The organism is Blautia sp. JLR.GB0024 (assembly GCF_037000545.1).
Classification (GTDB): Bacteria; Bacillota; Clostridia; order Lachnospirales; family Lachnospiraceae; genus Blautia; species Blautia celeris.
In genome coordinates this window covers 33,606-57,387 of sequence record NZ_JBANBF010000022.1, presented here as the reverse complement: position 1 = coordinate 57,387, position 23,782 = coordinate 33,606, and the positions used below count along the sequence as shown (strand labels likewise).

Here is a 23,782-nt window from a genome sequence, read left to right as displayed (position 1 = left end):
TTTGCCATATCATTCAAAACCGCCGTTTTCACTGCGATCATGAATCTCCGAAAATCCTCCCCCTGTAAAAAATATAAAACTCTCTGTTGACATTATCCACACCTTATGCAACAATAGTTATGTAACATATGTTACCTTACAAACTTTACATAGAGAGGTTCGTACATGCCGCCCAAAGCCAAAATATCGAAAGAAATGATTTTGAATACGGTTCTGGATATCACAAGAGAATCCGGATTTGAAACGGTCAATGCCAGAAGCATTGCAAATAAACTGCAGTGTTCCACCCGGCCAATTTTTACCTGTTATGAAAACATGGAGGAATTAAAAAAAGAATTTCTTACATTCGCATATGAATATTACAAACAGTACGTGATACATTATCAAACTTCCGCCCATACCCCCTTCTGCTTATTACTTCCTCTTTCATATCTGGAATTTGCCGACAGGGAGCCGCATCTGTTTAAACTGCTGTTTGTAAATGATATGGATCTGATGATGACCGATGCAGAGGACTTTTACAGGGAAAGTGACAATGAAAGAAATGCAGAACGTTTCTCCGCGTCCATGGGATTGGAACCGGAAAACGGGAAAGTCATATTTCTGGATCTATTTCTCTATACCCACGGCATCGCCGTTCTGACCGTGACGAAAAAAACAGCTCTAAACAGAGAAACCGCTGAAAAAATGCTCAGAAATGTATTGTCTGCTTTTATAAAACAGGAAAAGCCGGATTGGGAATTTCCTGACGAAAGGGGTGCCGTATGAAAACAAATCCATACCTGACTGACTTTTACAAGCATTACGACGAGGACAGCCGGCTGATATCAAAACACGGCTCTGTTGAGTTTCTCACCACAATGCATTATATCGAAAAATATATAAAACCCTGCCACCGGGTACTGGAGATTGGTGCCGGAACCGGCCGGTACTCCCATGCATTGGCGCGTCAGGGATACACGGTAGATGCCGTGGAACTGGTTGCGCACAATATAGAGGTTTTCCGCAAAAACACCCGGGAGGAGGAACGCATATCCATCACCCATGGAAACGCCATGGATTTATCCGCCTTCCCCAACGATACCTATGACATTACGCTGCTTCTCGGCCCTCTGTACCACCTGTACAGCAGGGAGGATAAACTGCAGACACTGCGCGAAGCCATCCGTGTGACGAAAAAAGGAGGCGTGATCTTTGCCGCTTATGTGATATCTGACGGCTGTCTCCTGGATGAAGGATTCCACCGGGGCAATATCAATGTTGCGGAATATATAGAAGGGGGCCAGCTTGACCCCCATACATTTGCCGCCATATCCAAACCGAAAGATTTGTTTGAACTTGTAAGAAAGGAAAACATTGATGACCTGATGTGTGAACTTCCCGTAACCCGGCTGCATTACGTGGCAGCAGACGGTTTCGCCCTGTGTATGCGCGAAGCAGTGGACGCAATGGATGACCGTGCATTTGCGCTTTATCTGAAATACCACTTTGCCACCTGTGAACGGGAGGATCTGGCAGGTATCACAAGTCATGCGCTTGATATATTCCAAAAATAGACATCTATTCTGTCAAATCAGGTCCTTCTTCTCCGCCCCGCATACGGAAAGAAATGCAAACAGCAGGGAAATCAGTGTCAGAATTACCGGAAACACAGCATTGTCCGCCAGCGTAAAGTCGCCTACATTTGCCTGCGTCAGAAAGATCAGCAGAAATGAAGTGACGATCACTGCCTTGGAGGATTTCATAGCCAGGCCTGTGAACAGGGCGATAAAACTCATGCTGACAATAACGGCTGATTTCAGAAGCAGTTGGATATAAAACCCCAGACTCCCCATATGATAATCCAGTATAAACGATGACGCCATGAACCTGGAACCTATTAAAATAGTGCCGTAAAGCAGTAATTTTGTAAGCACCAGCGCTGTAAAATTAAAGATCCACACAGCCGCCATCTGCGAAGCAATAATCTTCTGGCGCTTAATGGGATAAGAAAACATAAGGTTCATGGTCTTATTCTTATAAGCACTGACAATAAAAGTGGACAGCATCACACTGGTAAATACAAGGAATACCATACTGGTAAACAGCTCCACCGACGCGGAGATCACTTCATTTCCGGGTGCCGCATCCGGCACCCCCGTGTCGGGATCATTGGCAATACCGAGAAAAGCCAGGGCAAACATAAAAATCCCCAACAGCACTGCTGCTGCCACAGCACCCCACAAATATTTCTTAATGTTATTTTTTCTATATTCCAGTTTTATTAATTTCCACATATCCATATTCCTCACTCCCCATCTGCCGTCAGCTTCAAAAAATAATCCTCCAGAGTCTCCATCTGTTTTCCAATAGAGATCACTTCCACTCCATTGTCATGCATGACCCTGGTGATCTCCTGTGTGGTGACACGGCTGTCATAAATACGGATTCTGTGTCCGTCCATGATCTTGAAGTTATCCAGTTCCAGTTTATCGGCCAGCACATAGGATGCCCGTTTGTTATCATTGACCTCCAGATAGATATAAGAAGTATTCATCTCCGCAACCTCTTTCATTGGCACTTCCTTCACCAGCTTACCATGGTCAATGACGCCAATAGTGTCTGCAATGCTTTCAATTTCTGATAGAATATGGGTGGATATCATAACCGTGATATGGTATTCTGCGCAGAGCATTTTAAGCAGATCGCGGATCTGTTTCATTCCTGCCGGGTCCAGGCCGTTGGTCGGCTCATCCAGAACCAGAAGTTCCGGTTTCGTGAGGATAGTCCTGGCGATTCCCAGACGCTGCTTCATGCCCAGAGAATAGCTTTTGACCGGCTTGCTCCCTGCTTCTGTTAAATGCAGCAGTTCAAGGGCATTTTCAATGCTCCCCGGATTGTGGTATCCCATGTATTCACAGTGCAGTACCAGGTTGTCATACCCGCTCATGGTTTCATAAAAAGTTGGAAATTCTATGATACTTCCCATCCGTTTCAGCACTCCATAGGATGTGGGTGTAAGTTTTTCCCCGAAGATTTCGATTTCTCCCTCTGTAGGCTTCCACAGATTAGTGATCATTTTCATAACCGTTGTCTTGCCTGCCCCATTCGGTCCCAGAAATCCGTAAATCTCTCCCTTTTTTATATGGATGTTCACATCCCGGACCAGTTCCTTCTTTCCTATAGATTTTGTCACGTGGTTCGTCTGAAGAATATATGTCATTTCTCTTCTCTCCTTCCCTTGATACTTCTTATTATAGAGAGCCCGATTTGCAAAACTCTTGCATAATTCTTACGAATTTCTTTCGCGGGATGCTAAAATGTCATTTTCCTCAGTTTTACGGTAAAGGTTGTGCTGACATCCGGTTCACTCACAAGTGTAATGTCCCCTCCCATCTTCACAGCCAGATTCCTGGCAATGGTCAGGCCCAGGCCGTTCCCCTGGATTTCCCGGTTTCTGGAGTCCTCCATGGTGAAAAGCCGCTCAAACACGGTACCGGCAAAGGCTTTCTCGATTCCCTTTCCTCTGTCCGTCACATGGATCAAGGCAAATACCCCTTCGGTACGAACAGCTATGCCCAGATACTTTCCGTCAGAACCATACCGCACGGCATTGGAAATCAGATTAAAAAGTATACGCTGAAGCGCCTCCTCATTGCCCTCAACAAACACCGGTTCCTCCGGGATCTCGATCTCCACCTGAAATTCCTTCTGGGTGAGCAGCTCATAAAAATCCAACACATTTTCCCTGCAGCACTCACTCAGATTCACACGTCCCATCTCTACTTGTGTGTCCCCGGATTCCAGCTTGGCAAGTGTGAAAAACTGGTTGATCAGCTCCATAACTTTCCGGGCCTTCTGTTCCACCTTCGCAACCATCTTGTCCTTCCCCTCCGCTTCCAGGCGCATGATTTCCAGATACCCCAGGATAACGGTCATAGGTGTCCTGATGTCATGGGAAATGTTGGAGAGCATATTTTTCGCAGAGATCTCGGACCGCCTGAAATCTGCCTGGATTCTCTGCCTGTCATCCAGAAGACGGTTGATCTGTGAGGACAGATGAATGAGAGCTTTATCATCCGTAAAGACCATAACCTTTTCGTCACTTTTTTCGTCCAGTATCTGCTCCAATGTATCTCCCATATCCCCGATTTTCTTCTGTATTCCCTTCCGAAATACGAACCGCTGGTACAGGACCACAAAAGACAGCACTGCAATAACTGCAGCCAGAAAAAATATGATCGTATCCTGACTCATTTGATCTCTCCTAACTTATAACCGATTCCCCAAACGGTTACGATATATTTCGGTGTACGGGGATTATCCTCAATTTTAGTCCTCAGTCTGCTCATGTGGACGTTTACTGCGTTCTCGTCCCCACAATAGGCATCATTCCAGATAAGGGAATAGATCTGGGCCTTAGTGTATACCTTTTTCGGATTCTGCAGAAGCAGCTTCAAAATGCCGAACTCTTTTGCGGTCAGTTCCACGCTCCTGCCGTTTTTCAGCACAGTGTAATCATCGGGATTCAGTACCAGCTCCCCATATGCGATGCTGCTGTTATTGTCTTCTGATCTGCCCAGGGCCGCTGCTGCATACTGGTTGGACCTGCGCAGATTGGCTTTAATGCGGGCCAGTGCCTCAGTCACGGAAAATGGCTTCGTGATATAATCATCCGCGCCAAGGCCCAGCCCAAGAGTTTTGTCAGAATCGCTGTCTTTTGCCGAGATAATAATAACCGGAACCACACTTTTTCTTCTGATTCGCTGCAATACCTCTATACCGCTGATTTTAGGTATCATCAGATCAAGCAGCACAAGATCATAAGACACAGATTCAAACATACTGCAGGCTTCTGCCCCGTCATGGGCTGTATCAGCCTCAAAATTTTCCGTTAATAAAAAATCCTTCAGCATTTCACTGATTTCCGGATCATCTTCTACGATCAACAGTTTCATATATCTTCTCCTTCTTCTGCGGATACCGGTACCGTATGAACTACCATAGAAAAAGAAACTGCTGATACATAGAATTTCCTGTATTCTATGAGTCAACAGCTTCTCCATTTTCATTTTCTGCCAGTGTTATATTCATCCGCCAATTTGTCCGGGAAACAAATGTTAAGCCTTATCAGCCTTTCCTCCTTCGCCAAGACGGCCGGAGAAATCTGCGCTTACCTTGTTGACAAGTATTCGGTTCTTTTATTTATTATAGCATGGCAGCAGATATTTGAACACCGTTTTCGGCCCCCCTTCTTTATAATTTTAAGATTCGTTTGCTGCCTGAATACGTTGTCATGAAATAAACCGCATATATAACAATCGAAAGTCCTGCTGCAAAAAAGATATTCTGAAATGCTTCTCCTTTTGTCAGATATGGAATATTTCTATATGCTCCTGCCATAGTAAATGCCGCGTTGAGGGCCGCCAGGCTAAAGGGCAGACCAAAGTACACTTTCATCTGGGTCATAAGGGATTTTCTCATCAGCTTCTCTCCTGCGCCCATTTTAAACAGAAGAGCATAACGCTTTTCATTTTCCGCTGACTGGGTAAGCTGCTGCAGCGCCAGCACGGCTCCGGCGGTCACCAGAAATATAATACCCAGATAAATTCCCACATAGGAAGAGGTCAACTGGTCTGACATGATCTCCACATTGATGTCTTTCTGACTTATATAGATAAAGTTCTTCGCCTTATTCAGATCCGCGGTTGCCTCCTCATATGCGATATTCGCATTTCCCTTAAACATGCCATTATTTACTTTCAAATACGGTGTACCTGTTTCAGCCGTCTTCTGCGGCACCACCAGAGTCCCTATATCGCCGAAGATATTACTGTTGTACAGTGTTGTTTCATATATGCCGCCTTCCTTCAGGGTAAGCTCTTTGCCTCCTATCTTAAGCGGCTCCTTCTGCTTCCCGGCATATTCTGACAGGAGGTCTTTCGCATCCGGTTCATTGTAGGTAAATGCATATTCATTTTCTCCTAAAGTGATCGGCTCCAGCTTAAGCAGTTCTCTTACCTTATTGTAATCATCAGCACCTAGCAGCAAAACAGGAGGATCCTCAAAATTTCTTCTTACTTTTGTATTCTCTGTACAGATGGCAAACAGGCTGCTTTCTGTCAGGTTTTCCTGTTCATACATGGTCAGATCCGCAGAACTTTCCAGATACTGCGGAAGTGCTGCCCCCTGCTGCTCCAGCTTCTCCAAAACAGACATCCCGTTCATCTCATCATCCGTGGAATCCCCAAAGTAATAGTACTCAACACTGATGTCATAAGGCGCTGTCTTATCCTTTTTGATGATGGCACTCTGCCCCAGCCCCATGCCTATCCCCATAACGGAAACAGACAAATACATAAGGATACTGACAACTGCAATGGATATCCCGGCTGTTTTTATACGGCTTCCAAGCTGGTTCACGTCAAAGATATGCAGCTTTCTGTAGTAAAACCCCTTTCTCTTCTTCATGATATCTGCGGCAATGCCGGCTGCTGATATAAAAAACAGGACTGTGCCGGCTGCCGCCAGGGCAGCACCTGCTGTCAGGGCTTCCAGAAATTTTGTTTCTGACAGGCAGAATATGAGCAGAAAGGCCGAGACAAAAAGCAGAATGGAGAGGATTCCCAAAAGCACATCTCTTTTCTTTGACTCCGGCACTTCCTCATTCTTTCTGTCCGCATAGAGCAGATCGATCAGCTCCATCTTCTTTAATTCCCGAACATTGAAAAAATGGACAAACGCAAAGGTCAGGCCAAAGAAAATGACAGCAGCCACAGCCGCACCGAAAGAAAATATAAAACTGTAACTGCCTAGCCCCGCCCCTGAGATTCTGGCAGTAATCATGGACAGCACCTGAGATGTGCCGATTCCCAGCAGAAGTCCGGATAGAAGAGCCGCACTGCCAATCTTCATGGTCTCTTTCATCAATAGCCTGCCCACATCTCTTCTGTCCATTCCCAAAGTAAAGTAGACACCAAACTCCTTTTTCCTTCGCTTCATCAAAAAACGGTTGGCATAGGAAACCAGAAATCCAATGATCATACAGGACACAACGGAAACCGCTGCGATCGCCCCCTGGGATGCTGCCAGATAATTGAAAGTGTCCGGGATTCCCAGAATCTCAAACTGATCTTTGATGGAGTTGAAGGTGTAAAAAAGACATACGGCAAAGGTAAGGGTAAAAAAATAGATAAAGTAATCCTTTGCACTTTTCTTCACATTTTTAGCTGCCAGCTCTTTAAATACTTTTTTTGATATTCTTTTCTTAGAACGCATGACCCTTGTCACCTCCCAGCAGGGAAACTACCTGCATAATCTTGTCAAAAAACGCTCTCCTGGAATCAGCCCCCCGGACCAGCTCATTGAATATCCTGCCGTCCTTCATAAAGAGAATGCGTTTGCAGTGGCTTGCTGTAAAAGCATCATGGGTGACCATCAGGATCGTGGCATGTCTTTCTTCATTTAAAAGTCCCAGGCTGTCCAGAAACATGCCTGCGGATCTTGAATCCAGTGCGCCTGTGGGTTCATCTGCCAGGATCAGGGAGGGGTTGGTAACAATGGCTCTGGCACAGGCAACTCTCTGCTGCTGCCCTCCCGACATCTCATAGGGATACTTCTCCAGAATCTCTCCGATCCCCAGTTCCTGGGCAATTTTGTTGATCTTACCGTCTATTTTCTTCGGATGTTCACCCAAGATTGCCAGGGCAAGCGCAATATTGTCACGGCCTGTCAGTGTGTCCAGCAGATTAAAGCTCTGGAAAATAAATCCCAGCTCCTCTCTGCGGAATCTGGCAAGGGCGGTTTCCTTCATATCCGTGACGTCCTTTCCATTTACATAAATATGGCCTGCTGTTGCATGGTCAACGGTTGATATACAGTTTAATAGAGTGGTTTTGCCGCTGCCGGAGGCACCCATGATTCCCAGGTATTCTCCTTCCTGTACCTCAAAGCTGATATGATTCACTGCCTTTGTAAGACTGCCTTTATTTTTATAAAATTTTTCAAGATTATCTACTTTTAAAATTGTTTTCATTTCTTCCTGTCTCCTTTCCTGTTCCCTTCTTTATGCACACAGTGTACCATTATTTTTCTGCCGGTAAAACGTGTTTTCATAACATTAAAATTACATTTTTGTAATATAAGAGCACAGTCAAAAAAGCTTCCCAATTCCCTTACTCAGGTATTGAGAAGCTTTTTTTTAATTGAAAGATCAGTTTTGTCCCTTCCCCCTGCTTTGACCGGATCGCCAGAGGAATGTCCATCTTGTCACAGAGTTTTTTACAGAGATACAGCCCCATTCCGGTGGACTTCTGGACCACCCTTCCATTTTCTCCGGTGAATCCTTTTTGAAATACACGGGACAGATCACATGCCGGGATACCGATTCCGTTGTCTTCCACGGTAAATTCCACCATATCCCCCGCTGTCTCTTCGGCTCTGAAAAAAATGCAGGATTTTTTGCTGCTGTCACTGTATTTTACCGCGTTTGTGACGATCTGGCCCAGAATGAAGACCATCCATTTTGTATCGGTGAGGATTTCGTGATCCAGATTCTCCAGTCTGGGGAGTATCCCTGCTGCCACCATCATTTTCGTGTTCTTTCGGATCACTTCCATCACCATATGTTTCAGACTGGCAGGCTGAATGATGTAATCAGACTCCAGACTGCCGCTTTTTGTATAGTATAGCATCTGCTCCACATAGGACTCTATTTTTTCCACCTCTTCCTCCAGGCTGGACGTCAGAGGCCCTCTGTGGTTGTCTATGATCAGGTGTTCCACCGCGATCGGCGTTTTTATTTCATGTGCCCAGGTCTGCACATAGTTTTTGTATTCCATCATCTCAAGCTGCTGGTCCGCGATCACATCGTTTAAGTATTTGCCGTTCCTCTTAATGATCCTGTATAAAAGTCTGCCGTCATAAAAATCAGGCTCCTCTATGATCTCAGACAGATAGGATTTCTCCTCCAGTTCCTGCCAGGTACTTTCCAGATGGTCATAATACTGCTTCTTTCTGAAACAGTCATAACAGGCTGTACAGAAAAGGCCAAGAAAATACAGAACCGCCACAACAGCAATCACCAATTTATCCGTACCCATGATCCAGAGAAACTGGGCCGCTAAAAAGCAGGTTAGAAATCCTGCGCTGATGGCAAACCATTTATCCCTGACATACTCTGAGAATTTCATACCATGTACCCCTGTCCCCGTTTTGTGACCAGGTAATGATCCAGGCCCAAATCAGCCAGTTTCTTTCTGAGGCGGTTGATATTCACATTGAGGGTGCTGTCCTCCACAAATTCTTCCATTGCCCACAGACTGCAGATCAAATCTGTGCGGGAAATAATACTCCCTGCATGTTCCATCAGCATTTTCAAAATGCCCATCTCATTTTTTGTCAGATCCGCCTCTCTGCCCTGGAAAGAGATTCTGCTTTTCATAAGGTCAAGGGACAGGCCGTTGTGGGTCAGGACCATGGATGGTTTCCTTCCGTAAGCCCTATGCAGCACGGTAGCGATATGGGCCAGAAGCACATGCATATTGTAGGGTTTGGTGACAAAATCATCAGCCCCCGCGTGGAGACTCATAAGCTCATCCATATCACTGTCTGAGCTGGTGACAACGATCACAGGCACATCTGTCTGTTTTCTTACCTCCTGGCAGATATAAAATCCGTCCTGTACCGGCAGATTCAAATCCAGCAGCACCAGGTCAGGTGCTTCCCGGAGTATCTGTCCTGCCACATCTTCGAACTGCTCAAGCAGAATACAAGCATACCCCTTTTTCTCCAGGGCACTGCAAAGCTCTTCCCTTATTTTCCTGTCATCCTCCACAATCAGTATTTTTTCCATTTTGTGCCTCCCATGCATGGCCTGCCGGTCTCCGGCTGCAGAATAGGACCTATGTTCTATCGCTTCTTATAAGCCATATTCCTTTAACAGTTCTTCCTGATACGCCGAGTCCTGAACTGCCCTCAGCATATCCTCTTTCCTGTCATCCAGAAGCAGCCGGCGGTTCAGTTCGTTGATACGGTTAATACCTTCACACCGTCCTTCTTCTCGACCTTCTTCCCGTCCTTCTTCTCGACCTTCTTCTCGACCTTCCTCCCGCAGGGTTCTGTTATGCTGTTTTCTATTATAGGTTGTCAGCAACACATTCATCACCTCCGCCCGATTCTGACTCAGGATATCTGCCAGAATATCCTGTTCGATACAAAACTGTACTGCCTGGTCAACGGCAATTTCCAAAGAGAATCCCTGATTCAGCTTATCACGCACTGCCTGAATAAAATATGCATAATCTGACAAACGTTTGCATTTATCCATAATTTCCTGATTATGCCCTTTATTGATATTCAGCACCACAGCCCTGCACTCCAGTGCGGGAGCCTCACCGGTCGTATCGTCAAAAGCATCAGACAGCAAAAGCTCTGATCTATCCGGCACATCCCGGGTTCCGTTATAAAAGATAATATACCTTGGAACAGGAAGGCTTATACGGGTGGAAGAATAGATATCCAGATCCTGCTTTTCAATATATCCCCGAAGCATATCCGCAAAGTATAACAACCCCCTCAAAGGCATATTCGGATTCCAGGTGCTCTGATGTTCATACAGGTTCAAATCACATCCGATCAAAAAAGCCACATCGTTTTTCATTCCCAGATAAATCACATCTTTCAGTGTCATAACAATCAACGCATTGGCGTCTGTATATTCCGTTCCATTCACCGCATTATACAGTGAAAGCAGCTCTTCCCTGTCATGAAAAATCATGCGGAAAAGCCGGTCCTTATATTGCCGGTAAACATGGATCCTGCGGAAAACCGTCTGTATCCCACGTACTAATTTTAATTTCATTTATCCTCCTTCATTGTAACATACACCTGCCAAATGGTACAAGAAAGATTTCAGCCCATAGGCATCACCTGCTTCTTTTCAATTATTTTTCAAGTGGAACTTTTGCAGAACTGCAAAGAACTTTCATTGGCATAGACTGCCATCAGAATAAAAACAGTATAACACAAAGCCTCTCTTATGTCTACACATAAAAACAGCAGCAGAACCATTTTCATGACTCCGCTGCTGCCGACTCAAACGAATCCCTTTTTATCACCGCATGATGATATAAGCCGTATATCCCCCATAGAGTACCAGAAGCAGTACTGCTTCTTTTCTGCTGATCTCTTCTCCCTTTTTTGCCAGGAAAAAAAGAAGGATGCTCATAACCAGCAGCACGGCTCCGTCATAGATGGACTCCATACTTATAGTCATCGGGGAGATTGCTGCTGACGCACCAAGGATCAGCAGAATATTAAATATATTGGACCCTATGACATTGCCCATAGCCAGATCATTCTCCCCCTTTGTGGAGGCAACCACAGAAGTTACAAGCTCCGGAAGGGAGGTACCGATCGCCACGATGGTCAGACCAATGAGTGTCTGGCTCATGCCGAAGGCTGCGGCAATCTCACTTGCGCTGTCAACCACCAGCTCTCCGCCTATGATAATCATGGCAATACCCAGAACCGCATATACAACACTCCTTACAGGACTGAGCTTTTTGCCGATATTCTCCTCCTCAGGCCGGATGGTGCGGGTCTTCAGTGCTGACTTGATCTGCATATACAGAAATCCCGCGAACAACAGAAGCAGAACCAGCCCCTCCAGGCGTCCGATCTGCAGAACTCCCTTTCCTCCGCCAATGGAAAACATGCAGAATAAAAGCAGCAGCCCTGTGACCAGAATAGAAAAGGGCATCTCCTTTTTCAGCAGGCCGCCCTGTATTTTCATGGGGAGGACCACACCGCACACGCCGATCACGGCCAGGCTGTTGAACAGGTTGGAACCAATGACATTACTGATGGCAATATCATTATTTCCTGACAGGGATGCCATGATACTGACCGATGCCTCCGGCGCGCTGGTGCCGAATGCTACAATCGTCAGACCGATGATAATGGACGGAACCCGCAGCGTCTTCGCTATGGAAGAACAGCCGTCCACAAATAAATCCGCTCCCTTTACCAGAAAGACAAAGCCGAGCAGCAGCCAAAGATACATCATATTATTTCCCTCTCTTTTTAAGTTGTAAAATTATGACACAAATTTCCATCATTTCCTATAATATGATGAATACCGCCTCCAGTCAAGTCTAAAGAAGGGGATGTTCCGCTCTGGCCTTCAGGCGTTCCCAGCGTCTGTCCACCTCTGTCTGGATTTCTTCTGCTACCCGGCTGTAGGATTCCTCCGCCAGATGACGTGTCCTGCCCATAAGCTGCAGCCAGTCTGTGACCGGAATCTTCTTCTTCCGTTTCTCCGGGTCGTAGTTCAGTGTGGTAATGCCGTTCTCTATCTCATAGAGGGGGAAATAACAGCAGTTCACAGCAGCTTCAATAACCCTTCTCTCCGTGTTCGGTTTATCTCCCCAGTTCAGAGGACAGGCGGACAGTGTCTTTATATATGCTGTGCCGAAACGGGACGCATACTCCCTGGCCTTTGCCGCTTTTTTGATAAAGTCTGCCGGATTGGATTCTGCTGCCGTAGCTGCGTAAGGCAGATTGGCGGCAGCCATGATCATGGGCATATCCTTGTGGAAAAATGTCTTTCCGTACTGCTCTTTTCCAATATGGGATGTGGAACTTTTGGCGCCTTTGGGTGTTGAATAGGACAACTGGTATCCGGTATTCATATACCCCCCGTTGTCATACTCGAAAATGATCAGATGATCATTTCTGAGAGCAGTTCCAAGTGCTGACCCCATGCCGATATCCATACCGCCGTCACCGCTGACCATAACAAAGGTGATCTCCTCATCCGGCAGTTCTCCCCGCTTCCGCCTCTGCCGGAAAGCCTCCACAACTCCTGCCAGCGTGGCGGCGCCGTTCTGGAACAGATTGTGGATATAGGGAACACGGAAAGCGGTCTTTGGATAAGAGGTTGTGACTACCATACCGCAGCCTGTCTGAAACAAAAGCACCACATTTCCCTCAATGCCCTTTAAGAGCAGATTTACATTGACCGGAATACCGCAGCCGGGGCAGGCTCCGTGTCCGGGAGCCAGACGTTTCGGCATGGCTGTGCTCTCGTTAACTCTTCCTCCCGTCACTTTTATGGTTCCATTCTCCTCCATCCGGCTGTATATATATCCCGGTGATGCATCCTCTTTGCTGATCGGGGCAAAATACTGCTGCACCTGCAGATCTTCCTCTCCGGGATAGACCCCCAGGTAATCAAAAGCTGCTGCCTGTCCGTCCAGACACTGCCGGAAGAGCTCCAGGGCGTCCTGCACATAGAAATCCCTTCCGCCCAGCCCGTAAACGCGGCTTAAAACCCTGGCTTTACTGTTGTGGTCCTTCAGAGCTGCCTTCAGCTCCAGTGTCATGTTGCCTCCTCCGGCACCGTAGCTGTCCTGCCGGTCTGCTACCAGCACAGTCACTGCGCTTCTGCACAGCTCATACAGTTCCTTCGCAGGGAAAGGCCGCAGGGCGTGAAGGGTCACAACACCCGCCCGTATGCCCTCTTCCCGCATTCGGTCAGCCGCTGTTTTTGCTGTATGATAAGAAGAACCCAGCAGAAATAAGATCACCTCCGCATCCTCATTCCTGTAGCCTTCCGCCAGCGGGTACTTTCTCCCTGACAGGGCTTCATAATCCTCCAGCACCTGGGGAATCACCCTGCGGGCCTGTTCCATAGCAAGGTGGAGCTGGTATTTATTGTTGAGCGTATCCGGTTCATTCATATAGGAGCCAATGGACACCGGATGTTCCAAATCCAGCACGGAGTATTCGGCATCGTAAGCACCGATAAAATCCCCCACGGTTTTGTCATCCTCAAACACGTAGCATTTTTTCTTCTGGTGGCTGGTAAAGAATCCGTCAAAGGCCACGATCACCGGCAGCCTGACTTTCTCGGCAATTTTAAGGGCACACAGATTCATGTCATAGACTGCCTGCGGAGTATCCGCAAATAAAATGATCCAGCCTGTGTTCAGCGTATACATAATATCACTGTGGTCCCCTTTGATGGACAAGGGGCCTGAGACAGTCCTGCAGGCCACATTGAGTACCATGGGAAAACGGGTACCCGACTGTACCGGAAGCTGTTCCAGCGCGTACAGCAGCCCATTGGCACTGGTGGCATTAAAAACCCTTGCCCCTGCTGCTGACGCGCCGTAGCAGATACCTGCTGCACTGTGCTCTCCCTCCGCTGCGATCAGGGAAATATCATGTTCTCCTTCTGCCTTCATCAAATCCAGGAATTCCGCAATCTGCGTGGACGGGGTGATGGGATAATAGCCCATTACATGGTAATTGATCTGTTTTGCCGCATAAGCCGCCAGTTCATTTCCGCTTTCAAATAATATTTTCTGTCTCTCCATCAAACCAGCCCTCCATCCATTCTCCGCTCTTCCAGATAAGAATCGCTTGTCACCCAGGAATTTGCCCCTGCATCCTCAAATTCCAGATGATCCACGATCAGATCCTTGTTTCTGACAAACCATTTTTTATCCGGGTGTTCTCTCTCACCCCCCTGTACCAGAGCGTTGACAGGGCATACATCCACACACCGCAGGCATCCCTTGCAGTGATGATAGTCAAGACCTTTGTTGACCATTGCCTCTCTGCCCTTGTATTCCCCCTTCACGAACTGAAAGACCATATCAGGGCATGTGGAATCGCACAGGCCGCAGTTGATACATCTGTCCTGGATGAACAGGGGAATGTATCCTTCCCTGGACGCGGAGAGATCATTGGATACCGTACTCCCATAGCGGGTGTTTACGCCTCCGTACGGAGCATTTTTATAGCCCCACCGGTTCTGTACCTCTGTGTAGGGAACCTTTTCATATCTGCCGTCAGGAGAAAAATGTACCTCCTCCGCCGACTCATATCCCCGTTTCACACCCTCCAGATTCCGCTCCAGAAGTGCGGGATACTTCTTTCCCACCGTGTCTCTTACCAGATCATACACCCGTTCCGGCGGTATGAATCCGGCGGCTTTTACAATGGCTCCAAGCATCACCATGTTTACCCGGCTTTTGCTCTCCATGGCGATTTTCAGGGCATCCACTGCATAGACACTGCCTGCGTAAAGCTTCAGATTATCCCTGAGCGTTTCCGGTGACTCCGGGGAATTGATTACAACTTTCGTCTCCTCCAGAACACCGGCTGTGACCGGCAGTTTCCCCGCGAGGGCTTCGTGAAAGAGGCCCAGGATATAGGGCTTTTCCACCGGACTGCTGATGCGGATTTCCCTGTCCGGCGCACACCAGCGGATGAATGCCTTTACCGGTGACCCTCTCTTCTCAGAACCATAGCTGGAAAAACTGGATGCATTGAGCCCCAGATACGATGCCCCCAATTCTCCCAAAAGCTTTCCGCACAGGTTTGCACCGAGGCCGCCTATACTCTCCAGGCGAATCTCATAGCATCCCTCTTCGTTGACAATGGGCAGATTTATTTTTTCATCCATTTGCATTCTCTCCTTCTTCTCAGTTACCACTTATTATCCATAAAATCACAAAAGTTATACCAAAAGAATGCACGGACCATGTCAAAGGAAACACATAAACATCACGTTCTGTGGGAATGACTATAAGGCATCCGGTCCATCGCGGAGCAATTTTTAATGGCCGGATGCGTAACAGTTCGGCTTGTCCGAACTATTACAGACAAGGAGGTAATAAATTATGAATGAACCGCATTTTTACAGCAGAGAAGGATGCAGCACACTGATCGAAGTCATCTGTGCAGATCCAAAAGCCAGCTTTTCCTGCTGCGGAGAAGAGCTGACGGAATTAACGGCCAACACATCCGAAGGAGCCTCAGAAAAGCATCTTCCGGTTGTGGAGCAGAACGGAAATACGGTCACCGTAAATGTCGGAAGTATTGCCCATCCCATGACAGAGGAACACAGCATCGGCTTTATCTGTCTGGAAACGGAAAAGGGCCTGCAGAGAGTCCGTTTAAAGTCAGACGGTGATCCCAAAGCCTGCTTTGCCCTCACAGAGGGGGACAAACCCGTGGCAGCCTACGCATACTGTAATCTGCACGGATTTTGGAAAACAGAGATCCATTAGAGCGCATCTTAAAAAAGCTCCGGTCCAAAGGGTGTAAAACCTTTTGAACCGGAGCTTTTTTGAAAAATGTTTTCAACAGGCCGTGCATCACTGTCTGCAGGAGTTGCGGCTTAAACCACTTCATCTAAAAACACACCCCGGATAGGACGGATAAACACGGCTTCTGCCGGAATCTTCCCGGGCACACGGTATCCGAAAAGCCAGGCCGTCAGATCCCGGATGTGGATTTTTATGATTCCGGAGGTGTCTTTTCCGTCTTCTGCCGCAGACATACGTTCAAGAAAAGATGCAGTCCGGTCAAGGGTCCAGCGAAACACTCCCTGATTCTCCGCTAACAGCTCATCCGTTATTTCCAGACAGAAGACCAGACGTTCTGCAGGCGCTTCCTCCGCCAGGCGGATCACCTTCACAAAATCAGGCAGGCTCACGATCCTTGCCATAACAGCGGGTCTGGCCCTGCCCTTTTCCCGTAACAGGGGAGGTTCTGCCAGCAGAAGGCGCTGCTCCTGCCCGTCAAGGCCCCATGTCCCCAAAAAACCGGCGGTTTTCCCCTTCTCCTGAATCTCCTCCAAAGTTCCGTTCTCACTTTCCATCTCTTTTACAAGACGCCTCATATATTCCGCATCACGTCTGGTGAAAACTTCATACCTCTTTCCAAGCCACCGTTCCATCCATCTGCCTGCGCTCTCCATAAGTTCCTCTGATGCACCACCGGTGATCTGCCGCACTGCCAGTGTGCTGTCCTGAATCCGCATTGCCGGCAGTTCCCATTCAGGCTGGTCAAAAATAAAAGTAAAACCAAAAGGAAGATAAATCTCTTTTGCCGCGGGCATGAGAAAGGAAAAGGGCATCCCCTCTGCTCTCATATCCGCCAGCGCCCGCTCCATAAGCCTGCGCATATATCCTCTTCGCCGCCCAGCCTCTGCTGTGGCAACGCCTACGATATAATCGCATTTCCACAGCCTGTCCCCTGCATAGACCTCATAGGGATTTCTGTGGAGCATGGAGAGGATTCTGCCGTTTTCCTCAAGAACCAGAATCCGGTTGTCCTTTGTCTTTTCTTCCATATAATAATCCACAAAAGATGCCGAATCCTCCGGGAATGCCTCCTCCCAGAGACTCCTGCACCTTTTTTTCTCAGAACTGTCCAGATACCGCACTTCCATGCCGCACCTCACACTTCTGCCTTGAAATCAATCTGTCTGACTTCATATTTTCTGGCAAATCCCACGGGATTGTAAGACATCTTCGCCTTTCTCAGCCCTTCGATGCCCAGGTCATCCTCGCGGTTTATAAGCTCTGCCTCCGGAAATTCAGCCAGAAGAAACTGCTGGTTAATGAACTGGTACAGTCCGCGTATCTCAGGGTTGGCCTTCTCTATATGAATCACTGCCATATTCTCCAGCGGATTATAGCTGCCAATGGTGAACGCTTCCAATTTGCCGTCAATATAGACACCACCCATGCGGACCTGGAGATTGGAGCAGTTCTTCAGGATCTCGTGTATACCTTCCACCTCGTAGTCCAGGTGCTCTTCCACTTCCTCACCCTTCTGCTCTCTCCAGTGGTCCAGGAATTTCCACACATCCCCTCTGTCGGAACAGCAGAGACGGCGGTATTCATACCTGCCCTCATATGCCCTCTTAAATCCGTTGAGATGATTTTTTTTCTTATGCAGCTTCTTTCCGGACAAGCTCCTCATAGCATCCCCATCATACAGATAATCCTTCAAATCCTCCTGCTCAGTCACAAGAAATCTGTCTTTCTGCTCCATAAGCCCAAGAGCCATCACTGCCTCCTCATCGGCAAGATGGATGTATAAAGGTTTCTTCAGCACTGTATTAAAATACTCCACGATCTCACCAAAGTAATGTTCCAGATCTTCCTGACTGCAGATCGGCATAGCTGTCCCTGTAATGCCGTCGTTCTCCATCAGCCACTGGATCGCCCTGCCGTCACTGACTGCAAAACGGACACCGTAAAGTTTGCTCCAGATGAAGCTGTCCAGAAACACGCTGTCACACGTTTTATTCGGCCGCCTGCAAAAAAGAGGGGTGAGTCTGTCTATATCTTCTGCTTCTACCGGTTTAAAATGTAAATCCATTCTGTCCTCCATATCTGAAAATCATAGTATCTGTCCAACAGGCCTGCGCACTTACTGCACTGACCATATATGTTTATCTATAACATTTTTTTCAGATTATATACTACATTCAGAAATATGAAAAGAGACTTCGTCACATTTTAATCGTAATGCACCTCCACCGGCATGCCTTTTTCTGCTGATTCCATAATAGCCAAAATGGCGATGGCGGTTCTTCTGGCATCCTCCATGGAGACACGGAACTCTCTGCCGTCCACCAGGCGATCAATAAAATCGCGGATACTTTCATAGGAAAGTCCCTTGCAGCGGTCAAAGACCCGGTTGGATACCAGGATATCCGGCGTGCTGGCTTTCTCCTCCGTCACCTCCTGGATCAGGTTATGACTGGACAAATCCATATTGATCATGCCTTTTGTGCAGAGAACGCTGAATTTGTAATCATTCACATTAGTATTTCCATTGGGGGTGATCCATCCGTTTTCCATATGGGCGATGCCGCCGTGCTCAAACTCTATGGTGGTCAGGTAGATATCATCGGTATCCACGCCCATTTCCTCCAGGATTCCTTTCCGCTTCACAGCGTAGACACGTTTTACCTCATCCTGAAAGATCCAGCGCAGAGTGTCAAGGCTGTGGCTGCCCAGAAACCAGAGGATTGAGGACCTGGAAGCCCAGGAAAGCATATCGGTCGCCACCCATTTTACATCGCTGTGGCGGATATAGCCTGTGTAAGGTGTTCCCAGTTTTCCCGACTCCACCTCCTGCTTGGCTGTGTTGAAGGGAGGATTCCACCGGTTGTGCAGGTCCACCATGCAGCGCACATGGTTCTCCCGCACGGCCTTGCAGATTCTCTCAATGTCCTCCCTGGTGGTTGCCAGTGGTTTTTCGATCAAAATATCCTTGCCCGCATTTGCCATTGCCACCGCAATGTCCGCATGGGCAAAGTCCGGCGTCACAATGGCTACCGCGTCCACATCCGGGTCTGCTGCCAGACTGTGATAGTCTGTGTACACCTTCCCGATCCCGTATTTATCCGCGATCTCTCTGGCGCGCTCCTCCCTGCTGTCACAGATAGCTACGGGATCAGCGCAGATATGCTCCGCATAGATAGATGCGTGTGTCTGTCCCCAGGTGCCTGCCCCCACAATACCCATTCTGATTTTCTTCAACTCCATAAAAATTCCCTCCTGTAAAAACGATTCTCTCTTACTGCCAGATTGTCTGCAGCTCCTCCAAAAGTGCCTTTACCTCCAGCGGCTTCACCAGATATCCCGTCATTCCCGCCTCATAGGCCTGCGCCTTGTCCTCATCAAACGCATTTGCCGTCATGGCCAGAATCGGGACCATTCCCCCTTTGTGTTTTTCCAGATCCCGTATTCTTCTGCAAGCCTCCAGACCGTTCATGACCGGCATACGGATATCCATCAGTACCGCTGAATAATACCCTTTCGGTGCCTTTTCAAATGCCGCTACAGCCTCAGCACCGTTTTCGGCTGTATCTGTCTGTATTCCGTGCATCTCCAGAAGAGACTGGGCGATCTCCCGGTTCAGGTCATTGTCTTCCACCAGAAGAACGCGGCGGTCCCCAAAATCCTGTTTTTCCATCTCTGCTTCCCTGCTCACCCCGCACGCTGTCCCCAGCCTGGAGAACGTATCAAAAATAGTGGAACGGAAAAGTGGCTTTGCGATAAAGAAATTGGCCCCTGCCTGTCTGGCCTCCTCCTCTATGCTGCTCCAGTCGTATGCAGATATGATGATGATCATGGTCTCTGTCCCGGTCAGTGCCCGGATGCGGCGTGTTGTCTCAACACCGTCCATATCCGGCATCCTCCAGTCAATCATGGCCACATCTATGGTCCTTCCCTCTGAAACGGCATCGCTGACCTGCTTTACAGCCTCACGGCCGGAAGTCACCCAGATGGAGTGGGCGCCTATCTCCTCCAGAATGGCGGATGTCTGCTCACACACCAGCTCATCGTCATCCACCACCAGAACCTCCACATCTTTCATAAGCTCTCTGGTCTTCCGTCTGTACTCTTCCTCCTCATCGTCCTCCACCAGACCGAGAGGAAGGCATACCGTAAATCTGCTTCCCTCGCCCTTACGGCTCTCCGCCCGGATACTGCCGCCCATAAGCTGAACCAGATTATAGACAATGGAAAGCCCAAGGCCGCTGCCCACATTGTTTCTGGCGCTCTCTGAACTCTCCTGCTCAAAGGGCTGGAAAATGCGCTTCATAAATTCCTCCGACATGCCAATGCCGTTATCCTCAACCATAAGGCATACATAGGCATGTCCATTGGTACGTTTTTCCTCCCGGGTACACACAAGGATCTTTCCCCCTGCCGGTGTGAACTTCAGGGCATTGGACAGCAGGTTCATAAGTATCTGTTTGATCCTCAGGGCATCCCCCACATAGTAATGTTCAATGGGTTCGATCTGCCGGGCCTCAAAATCTATCATTGCCTCCACAGCCTGGGGATAGATAATGGAGGAGATTTCTTCGTACAGCTCAGCGAAATTAAATTTTCTGCTGTTGATCTCCATTTTTCCGGTCTCTATCCTGGACATATCCAGAATATCGTTGATCAGGGACAGCAGATATCTGGATGAAGCGTCAATTTTCCGGAAACAATCCTGGACTCTGGGTGTTTCCTCAATTTTCATCTGTCCGATGGTGCTCATGCCGATAATGGCGTTCATGGGAGTTCTGATATCATGGCTCATTCTGGACAGGAAGTCCGATTTGGCGCTGTTTGCCGCTTTGGCTGCTGCCAGTGCATCACGTAAGAGCTGCTCCTGTCTGGCCTGCTCTGCTCTCTGGCTGTCAAGCACCTTCACCAGCTCTATGGCCAGTACATCTGTCCCTACAGGATTGTCCACGCAGATAAGCTGTATGGATATCCAGTGGTATTTTCCGTCGTGGCCCTTTTCCTGCATTTCCATGTAAAGCTCCCGCTCGCCGTTTTTAAACCGTTTCAGAACGGATTCCCTTCCGGAAAATTTCTCAAAATCTTCTCTGTAAGAGGGATAGATATCCTCCAGCGTCCGTTTCTGCATCTCTTCATAATTCCCGGTCCTGGCAAACGGGCAGTACTGTTCCTCAATAAAACAGTTGTAAGTATTCTTGGTCAGGTTAACACTCATGATCAGAGGATATGCCGTGCAGGTAGCTGCCCGCAGGGACTGGTTTTCAATTCTCTGCTCCAGCTCCTGCGCTGCCTGCAGAAGATGCATCCGCGTAATATCCGTAAAGATAGCCTGCACAACATCCACGCCGTCCGCATTGACCAGACGTTCCATGATCACACTGATCCACATAGGCGCCCCGTCTTTTCTTCTTGCCTGTCTTGTGTAGGTCACAGTACCGCCGCCCACACGCAGGCTGAGTATCTTCTTTTCTATTTTTTTCCTCTCGTCTTCCAGAACCATCAGAAGCGGACTATAGTATTTTTCTCTGTACTCCTCCTCAGATTCATAGCCGTAAGATTCCCAGACTCTCCGGTTGACATTGACGATGCGGTACGGCGGCTCCGGTTCAAACTGCAGAATACCGCAGGGTATGGAATCATAAAGCTGCATGAGAAAACGTGTCTGCCGGGCAGCTTCTCTTCCCGCCAGTTCAGCCTGGAGTTCTCTCTCCTTCTTCTCTGATATATCCGCGATGAAGCAGTAGATCACTTCCTCCCCGTCCTCATCCCACACACGTTTCCCCATGTCCGATGCCCAGAACCAGCTTCCGTCCTTTTTCATGACACGATATTCCACATAATAGAGATCACTCTTTGCCAGACTTTCTTCTGCCAGCCTCCTCATACCGCTGTAATCTTCCGGCAGTATAAAGCCCCTGCAGCAGTTTTTAGTACACTCGCTGAATTCCTCAGGCCCCACATAGCCCATGAGACTGCACAAATTATCACTGATCCACTTGGCAGAATACACCTCATCCCTGCGGCAGATCATCATTCCGCCGGGAAGCTGAGACAGCATGAGCTCTATCTGTCTGTCCTTATCCGCCAGCTTTTCTTCCAGCTTTCTGTAAGCATCCCTGCCCGCCTGAACCGGAAACAGCTCTCCCTCCTGGATATCTGAAAAATCCACGGAATTATGGATATGAACCGTCTTCAGCTCATCCCCCACTAACCGGAAGATAAATGTAATCCTCTGATGCGTCTTAAAATACAGCCCGGTATCCTCTCCCGGCTGAATCCAGCTGTCCCCCTCACAGAGAAAGCAATCCCCGGAAAGCGCCCTTGTCACATACCGCTCCCCGTACATATGACAGCGCGCCAGATCTTCCCTGCCCTCCAGAAAACAGGCTGCCACAGCCTCCTTCCCCTCTGCCCGCTGCTGCGGCCCGGCCCCCAGCCAGACAATATCGTCATCAAACGTAGATATCAGAAACTCCACATCCGACTCACAAAAATATCTTCTCAAAATCAGCGAGGCAAACCCCTCTACTCTCTCCTGCATCTCATCATACATACGATTATCTCCTTACAAACCGTCACCCCGGCCGTTCCAATTTCCCTAATGATACTATTGTATCATTTAATCCGGCAGGATTCCATAAAAAATCCCTCCCATCCTCCATATTTAAGAAACTCAAAAAAATCCCTCCTCTTCTCATCTCACTTACCGCCCTATAAAACCAGGTGAAAGGGGTACGGCAGAAGGCGGCTGGCAGAGGGGCCCAAAAAAGAGGCCCCTCCGGTCCCCCAGAGTAAGCCTCTTCCCTCTATTTTTCAAACAAAAATCTCTCCGGCAGCTCCACCTTAAAATCCACCGCCAAATCCCTGAAATTCTCCGCAGTGATCGTCTGCAGCTTATCCGGCCTCATAGACAGCATCTTCACCAGAATCTCCGCCGACTTTTCAACTGTATGCATCAGCCCAAAAGTCAGATCAAAATCCTCCCCTGAGCAAAACATCCCATGGTGCGCCCAAACAGCCACATCATACTTTTTCATCAGTTCGCTGGTAGCAACCGCAATCTCTCTTCCGCCCGGTACCATCCAGCCCACAACGCCGATTCCATCTGGGAATACCACAGGACACTCGGTTGCCATTTCCCACAGCTCCCTGGTAAACACTTCATCCTTCAACGGCAGAACAAATGTAAGTGCGATCACATTTGTAGTATGCGCATGGTAGATCACCCTGTGCTTCCCGCCGGTCGCCTGCATCTTTACCTCATGATTCATCAGATGGGACGGCAGTTCACTGGTAGGTCTTCCCCCGTTCACCAGCCCCCAGCAGATGCGGTAATTTTCACCCTTGTCATCCAGCTCGATCACGGCAATAGAATCCTCCGGGTCGCTCATAACATTGCGGAAGTACTTCCCGCTCCCTGTCACCAGAAAATACTCCCCGGCCAGTGCGGGAACCGCTGTCCCGATCTCCTTCCACTCTCCATCCTCTGACAGCTCTTCCCTTATGGACTCTGCTTCCTCTTTTTTCATACGGTAAGTCAGATTTCCGCCGTTTCTCTCATGCCATCCCTGATTCCAGCCGTCATCTGCCATTCTCATAAAGCCCTGTACAAATTTTGCTTCCAATACTCTCATTTTTCCTGTTCCTTTCTTTCTCCTCTGCGGATAACCATGCCCTTTGCCGGA

At 48.2% G+C, this 23,782-nt stretch carries 20 protein-coding genes; 3 read left to right on the top strand and 17 right to left on the bottom strand.

Annotation, left to right across the window (positions count from 1 at the left end; translation table 11 throughout):
* The first annotated feature begins 165 nt into the window (after positions 1 to 165).
* Positions 166 to 768: a TetR/AcrR family transcriptional regulator gene (locus V8Q34_RS25480; RefSeq protein ID WP_033142339.1), complete on the top strand. Its 603-nt coding sequence runs from the start codon at positions 166 to 168 to the stop codon at positions 766 to 768.
* On the top strand, positions 765 to 1,556 hold the full coding sequence (locus V8Q34_RS25475; RefSeq protein ID WP_244805955.1) for a class I SAM-dependent methyltransferase: 792 nt from the start codon (positions 765 to 767) through the stop codon (positions 1,554 to 1,556). The genes V8Q34_RS25480 and V8Q34_RS25475 overlap by 4 nt, the downstream gene beginning before the upstream one ends.
* Positions 1,557 to 1,568: 12 nt before the next feature.
* Here V8Q34_RS25475 and V8Q34_RS25470 read toward each other — a convergent pair whose 3' ends face one another.
* The 12 genes from V8Q34_RS25470 to V8Q34_RS25415 all read right to left on the bottom strand — a co-directional run bounded on the left by V8Q34_RS25470 (position 1,569) and on the right by V8Q34_RS25415 (position 15,454).
* The gene (locus V8Q34_RS25470) at positions 1,569 to 2,276 is read right to left on the bottom strand and encodes a hypothetical protein (RefSeq protein ID WP_033142393.1); all 708 of its coding nucleotides are present in this window, start codon (positions 2,274 to 2,276) and stop codon (positions 1,569 to 1,571) included.
* 11 nt (positions 2,277 to 2,287) lie between these two features.
* Positions 2,288 to 3,202 carry an ATP-binding cassette domain-containing protein gene (locus tag V8Q34_RS25465; protein ID WP_103732829.1) on the bottom strand — a complete coding sequence of 305 codons (915 nt, stop codon included), beginning with the start codon at positions 3,200 to 3,202 and terminating at the stop codon, positions 2,288 to 2,290.
* Positions 3,203 to 3,294: 92 nt separating this feature from the next.
* Complete coding sequence (locus tag V8Q34_RS25460; protein WP_244805956.1) at positions 3,295 to 4,236, bottom strand: sensor histidine kinase; 942 nt, start codon at positions 4,234 to 4,236, stop codon at positions 3,295 to 3,297.
* A complete protein-coding gene (locus tag V8Q34_RS25455; RefSeq protein WP_335836563.1) occupies positions 4,233 to 4,937 on the bottom strand; it encodes a response regulator transcription factor in 705 nt (234 codons plus the stop codon). The genes V8Q34_RS25460 and V8Q34_RS25455 overlap by 4 nt, the downstream gene beginning before the upstream one ends.
* 298 nt (positions 4,938 to 5,235) lie before the next feature.
* Entirely contained in the window at positions 5,236 to 7,257 is a 2,022-nt protein-coding gene (locus V8Q34_RS25450; protein WP_335836562.1) for an FtsX-like permease family protein, read from the bottom strand.
* Positions 7,247 to 8,014, bottom strand: a complete 768-nt coding sequence (locus V8Q34_RS25445; RefSeq protein ID WP_244805958.1) for an ABC transporter ATP-binding protein — start codon at positions 8,012 to 8,014, stop codon at positions 7,247 to 7,249. The genes V8Q34_RS25450 and V8Q34_RS25445 overlap by 11 nt, the downstream gene beginning before the upstream one ends.
* Positions 8,015 to 8,153: 139 nt before the next feature.
* A complete protein-coding gene (locus V8Q34_RS25440) occupies positions 8,154 to 9,170 on the bottom strand; it encodes a sensor histidine kinase (RefSeq protein WP_298078708.1) in 1,017 nt (338 codons plus the stop codon).
* A complete protein-coding gene (locus V8Q34_RS25435; protein WP_033142331.1) occupies positions 9,167 to 9,832 on the bottom strand; it encodes a response regulator transcription factor in 666 nt (221 codons plus the stop codon). Before V8Q34_RS25435 ends, V8Q34_RS25440 begins: the two co-directional genes overlap by 4 nt.
* 66 nt (positions 9,833 to 9,898) lie before the next feature.
* On the bottom strand, positions 9,899 to 10,840 hold the full coding sequence (locus tag V8Q34_RS25430) for a hypothetical protein (RefSeq protein ID WP_227210810.1): 942 nt from the start codon (positions 10,838 to 10,840) through the stop codon (positions 9,899 to 9,901).
* A gap of 252 nt (positions 10,841 to 11,092) precedes the next feature.
* Positions 11,093 to 12,046 (bottom strand): calcium/sodium antiporter, encoded by a 954-nt coding sequence (locus V8Q34_RS25425; RefSeq protein ID WP_033142330.1) that lies wholly within the window; start codon positions 12,044 to 12,046, stop codon positions 11,093 to 11,095.
* An 88-nt stretch (positions 12,047 to 12,134) separates the two neighbouring features.
* On the bottom strand, positions 12,135 to 14,360 hold the full coding sequence (locus tag V8Q34_RS25420; protein ID WP_335836561.1) for a thiamine pyrophosphate-dependent enzyme: 2,226 nt from the start codon (positions 14,358 to 14,360) through the stop codon (positions 12,135 to 12,137).
* Complete coding sequence (locus V8Q34_RS25415) at positions 14,360 to 15,454, bottom strand: 2-oxoacid:acceptor oxidoreductase family protein (protein WP_335836560.1); 1,095 nt, start codon at positions 15,452 to 15,454, stop codon at positions 14,360 to 14,362. The genes V8Q34_RS25420 and V8Q34_RS25415 overlap by 1 nt, the downstream gene beginning before the upstream one ends.
* Positions 15,455 to 15,671: 217 nt before the next feature.
* On the opposite strand from V8Q34_RS25415, the gene V8Q34_RS25410 reads away from it, so the two are divergent.
* Positions 15,672 to 16,061, top strand: coding sequence for a desulfoferrodoxin family protein (locus V8Q34_RS25410; RefSeq protein WP_033142327.1), 390 nt, complete (start codon positions 15,672 to 15,674; stop codon positions 16,059 to 16,061).
* Between the two features lie 110 nt (positions 16,062 to 16,171).
* On the opposite strand, the gene V8Q34_RS25405 is transcribed toward V8Q34_RS25410, so the two are convergent.
* The 5 genes from V8Q34_RS25405 to rhaD form a co-directional block, all read right to left on the bottom strand.
* On the bottom strand, positions 16,172 to 17,227 hold the full coding sequence (locus V8Q34_RS25405) for a GNAT family N-acetyltransferase (RefSeq protein ID WP_148392659.1): 1,056 nt from the start codon (positions 17,225 to 17,227) through the stop codon (positions 16,172 to 16,174).
* A gap of 8 nt (positions 17,228 to 17,235) precedes the next feature.
* Positions 17,236 to 18,165 (bottom strand): DUF2156 domain-containing protein, encoded by a 930-nt coding sequence (locus V8Q34_RS25400; RefSeq protein WP_118743287.1) that lies wholly within the window; start codon positions 18,163 to 18,165, stop codon positions 17,236 to 17,238.
* A gap of 140 nt (positions 18,166 to 18,305) precedes the next feature.
* Positions 18,306 to 19,340 (bottom strand): Gfo/Idh/MocA family protein, encoded by a 1,035-nt coding sequence (locus V8Q34_RS25395; RefSeq protein WP_033142324.1) that lies wholly within the window; start codon positions 19,338 to 19,340, stop codon positions 18,306 to 18,308.
* 31 nt (positions 19,341 to 19,371) lie between these two features.
* The gene (locus V8Q34_RS25390; RefSeq protein WP_335836559.1) at positions 19,372 to 22,650 is read right to left on the bottom strand and encodes a response regulator; all 3,279 of its coding nucleotides are present in this window, start codon (positions 22,648 to 22,650) and stop codon (positions 19,372 to 19,374) included.
* Between the two features lie 253 nt (positions 22,651 to 22,903).
* Positions 22,904 to 23,731, bottom strand: a complete 828-nt coding sequence (rhaD, locus tag V8Q34_RS25385; RefSeq protein WP_033142391.1) for a rhamnulose-1-phosphate aldolase — start codon at positions 23,729 to 23,731, stop codon at positions 22,904 to 22,906.
* Positions 23,732 to 23,782 lie beyond the last annotated feature (51 nt).

What these genes read in the sequence shown, in the direction of transcription:
- V8Q34_RS25480 (WP_033142339.1), top strand. Translation starts at nt 166, where the DNA reads ATGCCGCCCAAAGCCAAAATATCGAAAGAAATGATTTTGAATACGGTT.
- V8Q34_RS25475 (WP_244805955.1), top strand. Translation starts at nt 765, where the DNA reads ATGAAAACAAATCCATACCTGACTGACTTTTACAAGCATTACGACGAG.
- V8Q34_RS25470 (WP_033142393.1), bottom strand. Translation starts at nt 2,276, where the DNA reads ATGTGGAAATTAATAAAACTGGAATATAGAAAAAATAACATTAAGAAA.
- V8Q34_RS25465 (WP_103732829.1), bottom strand. Translation starts at nt 3,202, where the DNA reads ATGACATATATTCTTCAGACGAACCACGTGACAAAATCTATAGGAAAG.
- V8Q34_RS25460 (WP_244805956.1), bottom strand. Translation starts at nt 4,236, where the DNA reads ATGAGTCAGGATACGATCATATTTTTTCTGGCTGCAGTTATTGCAGTG.
- V8Q34_RS25455 (WP_335836563.1), bottom strand. Translation starts at nt 4,937, where the DNA reads ATGAAACTGTTGATCGTAGAAGATGATCCGGAAATCAGTGAAATGCTG.
- V8Q34_RS25450 (WP_335836562.1), bottom strand. Translation starts at nt 7,257, where the DNA reads ATGCGTTCTAAGAAAAGAATATCAAAAAAAGTATTTAAAGAGCTGGCA.
- V8Q34_RS25445 (WP_244805958.1), bottom strand. Translation starts at nt 8,014, where the DNA reads ATGAAAACAATTTTAAAAGTAGATAATCTTGAAAAATTTTATAAAAAT.
- V8Q34_RS25440 (WP_298078708.1), bottom strand. Translation starts at nt 9,170, where the DNA reads ATGAAATTCTCAGAGTATGTCAGGGATAAATGGTTTGCCATCAGCGCA.
- V8Q34_RS25435 (WP_033142331.1), bottom strand. Translation starts at nt 9,832, where the DNA reads ATGGAAAAAATACTGATTGTGGAGGATGACAGGAAAATAAGGGAAGAG.
- V8Q34_RS25430 (WP_227210810.1), bottom strand. Translation starts at nt 10,840, where the DNA reads ATGAAATTAAAATTAGTACGTGGGATACAGACGGTTTTCCGCAGGATC.
- V8Q34_RS25425 (WP_033142330.1), bottom strand. Translation starts at nt 12,046, where the DNA reads ATGATGTATCTTTGGCTGCTGCTCGGCTTTGTCTTTCTGGTAAAGGGA.
- V8Q34_RS25420 (WP_335836561.1), bottom strand. Translation starts at nt 14,360, where the DNA reads ATGGAGAGACAGAAAATATTATTTGAAAGCGGAAATGAACTGGCGGCT.
- V8Q34_RS25415 (WP_335836560.1), bottom strand. Translation starts at nt 15,454, where the DNA reads ATGGATGAAAAAATAAATCTGCCCATTGTCAACGAAGAGGGATGCTAT.
- V8Q34_RS25410 (WP_033142327.1), top strand. Translation starts at nt 15,672, where the DNA reads ATGAATGAACCGCATTTTTACAGCAGAGAAGGATGCAGCACACTGATC.
- V8Q34_RS25405 (WP_148392659.1), bottom strand. Translation starts at nt 17,227, where the DNA reads ATGGAAGTGCGGTATCTGGACAGTTCTGAGAAAAAAAGGTGCAGGAGT.
- V8Q34_RS25400 (WP_118743287.1), bottom strand. Translation starts at nt 18,165, where the DNA reads ATGGATTTACATTTTAAACCGGTAGAAGCAGAAGATATAGACAGACTC.
- V8Q34_RS25395 (WP_033142324.1), bottom strand. Translation starts at nt 19,340, where the DNA reads ATGGAGTTGAAGAAAATCAGAATGGGTATTGTGGGGGCAGGCACCTGG.
- V8Q34_RS25390 (WP_335836559.1), bottom strand. Translation starts at nt 22,650, where the DNA reads ATGTATGATGAGATGCAGGAGAGAGTAGAGGGGTTTGCCTCGCTGATT.
- rhaD (WP_033142391.1), bottom strand. Translation starts at nt 23,731, where the DNA reads ATGAGAGTATTGGAAGCAAAATTTGTACAGGGCTTTATGAGAATGGCA.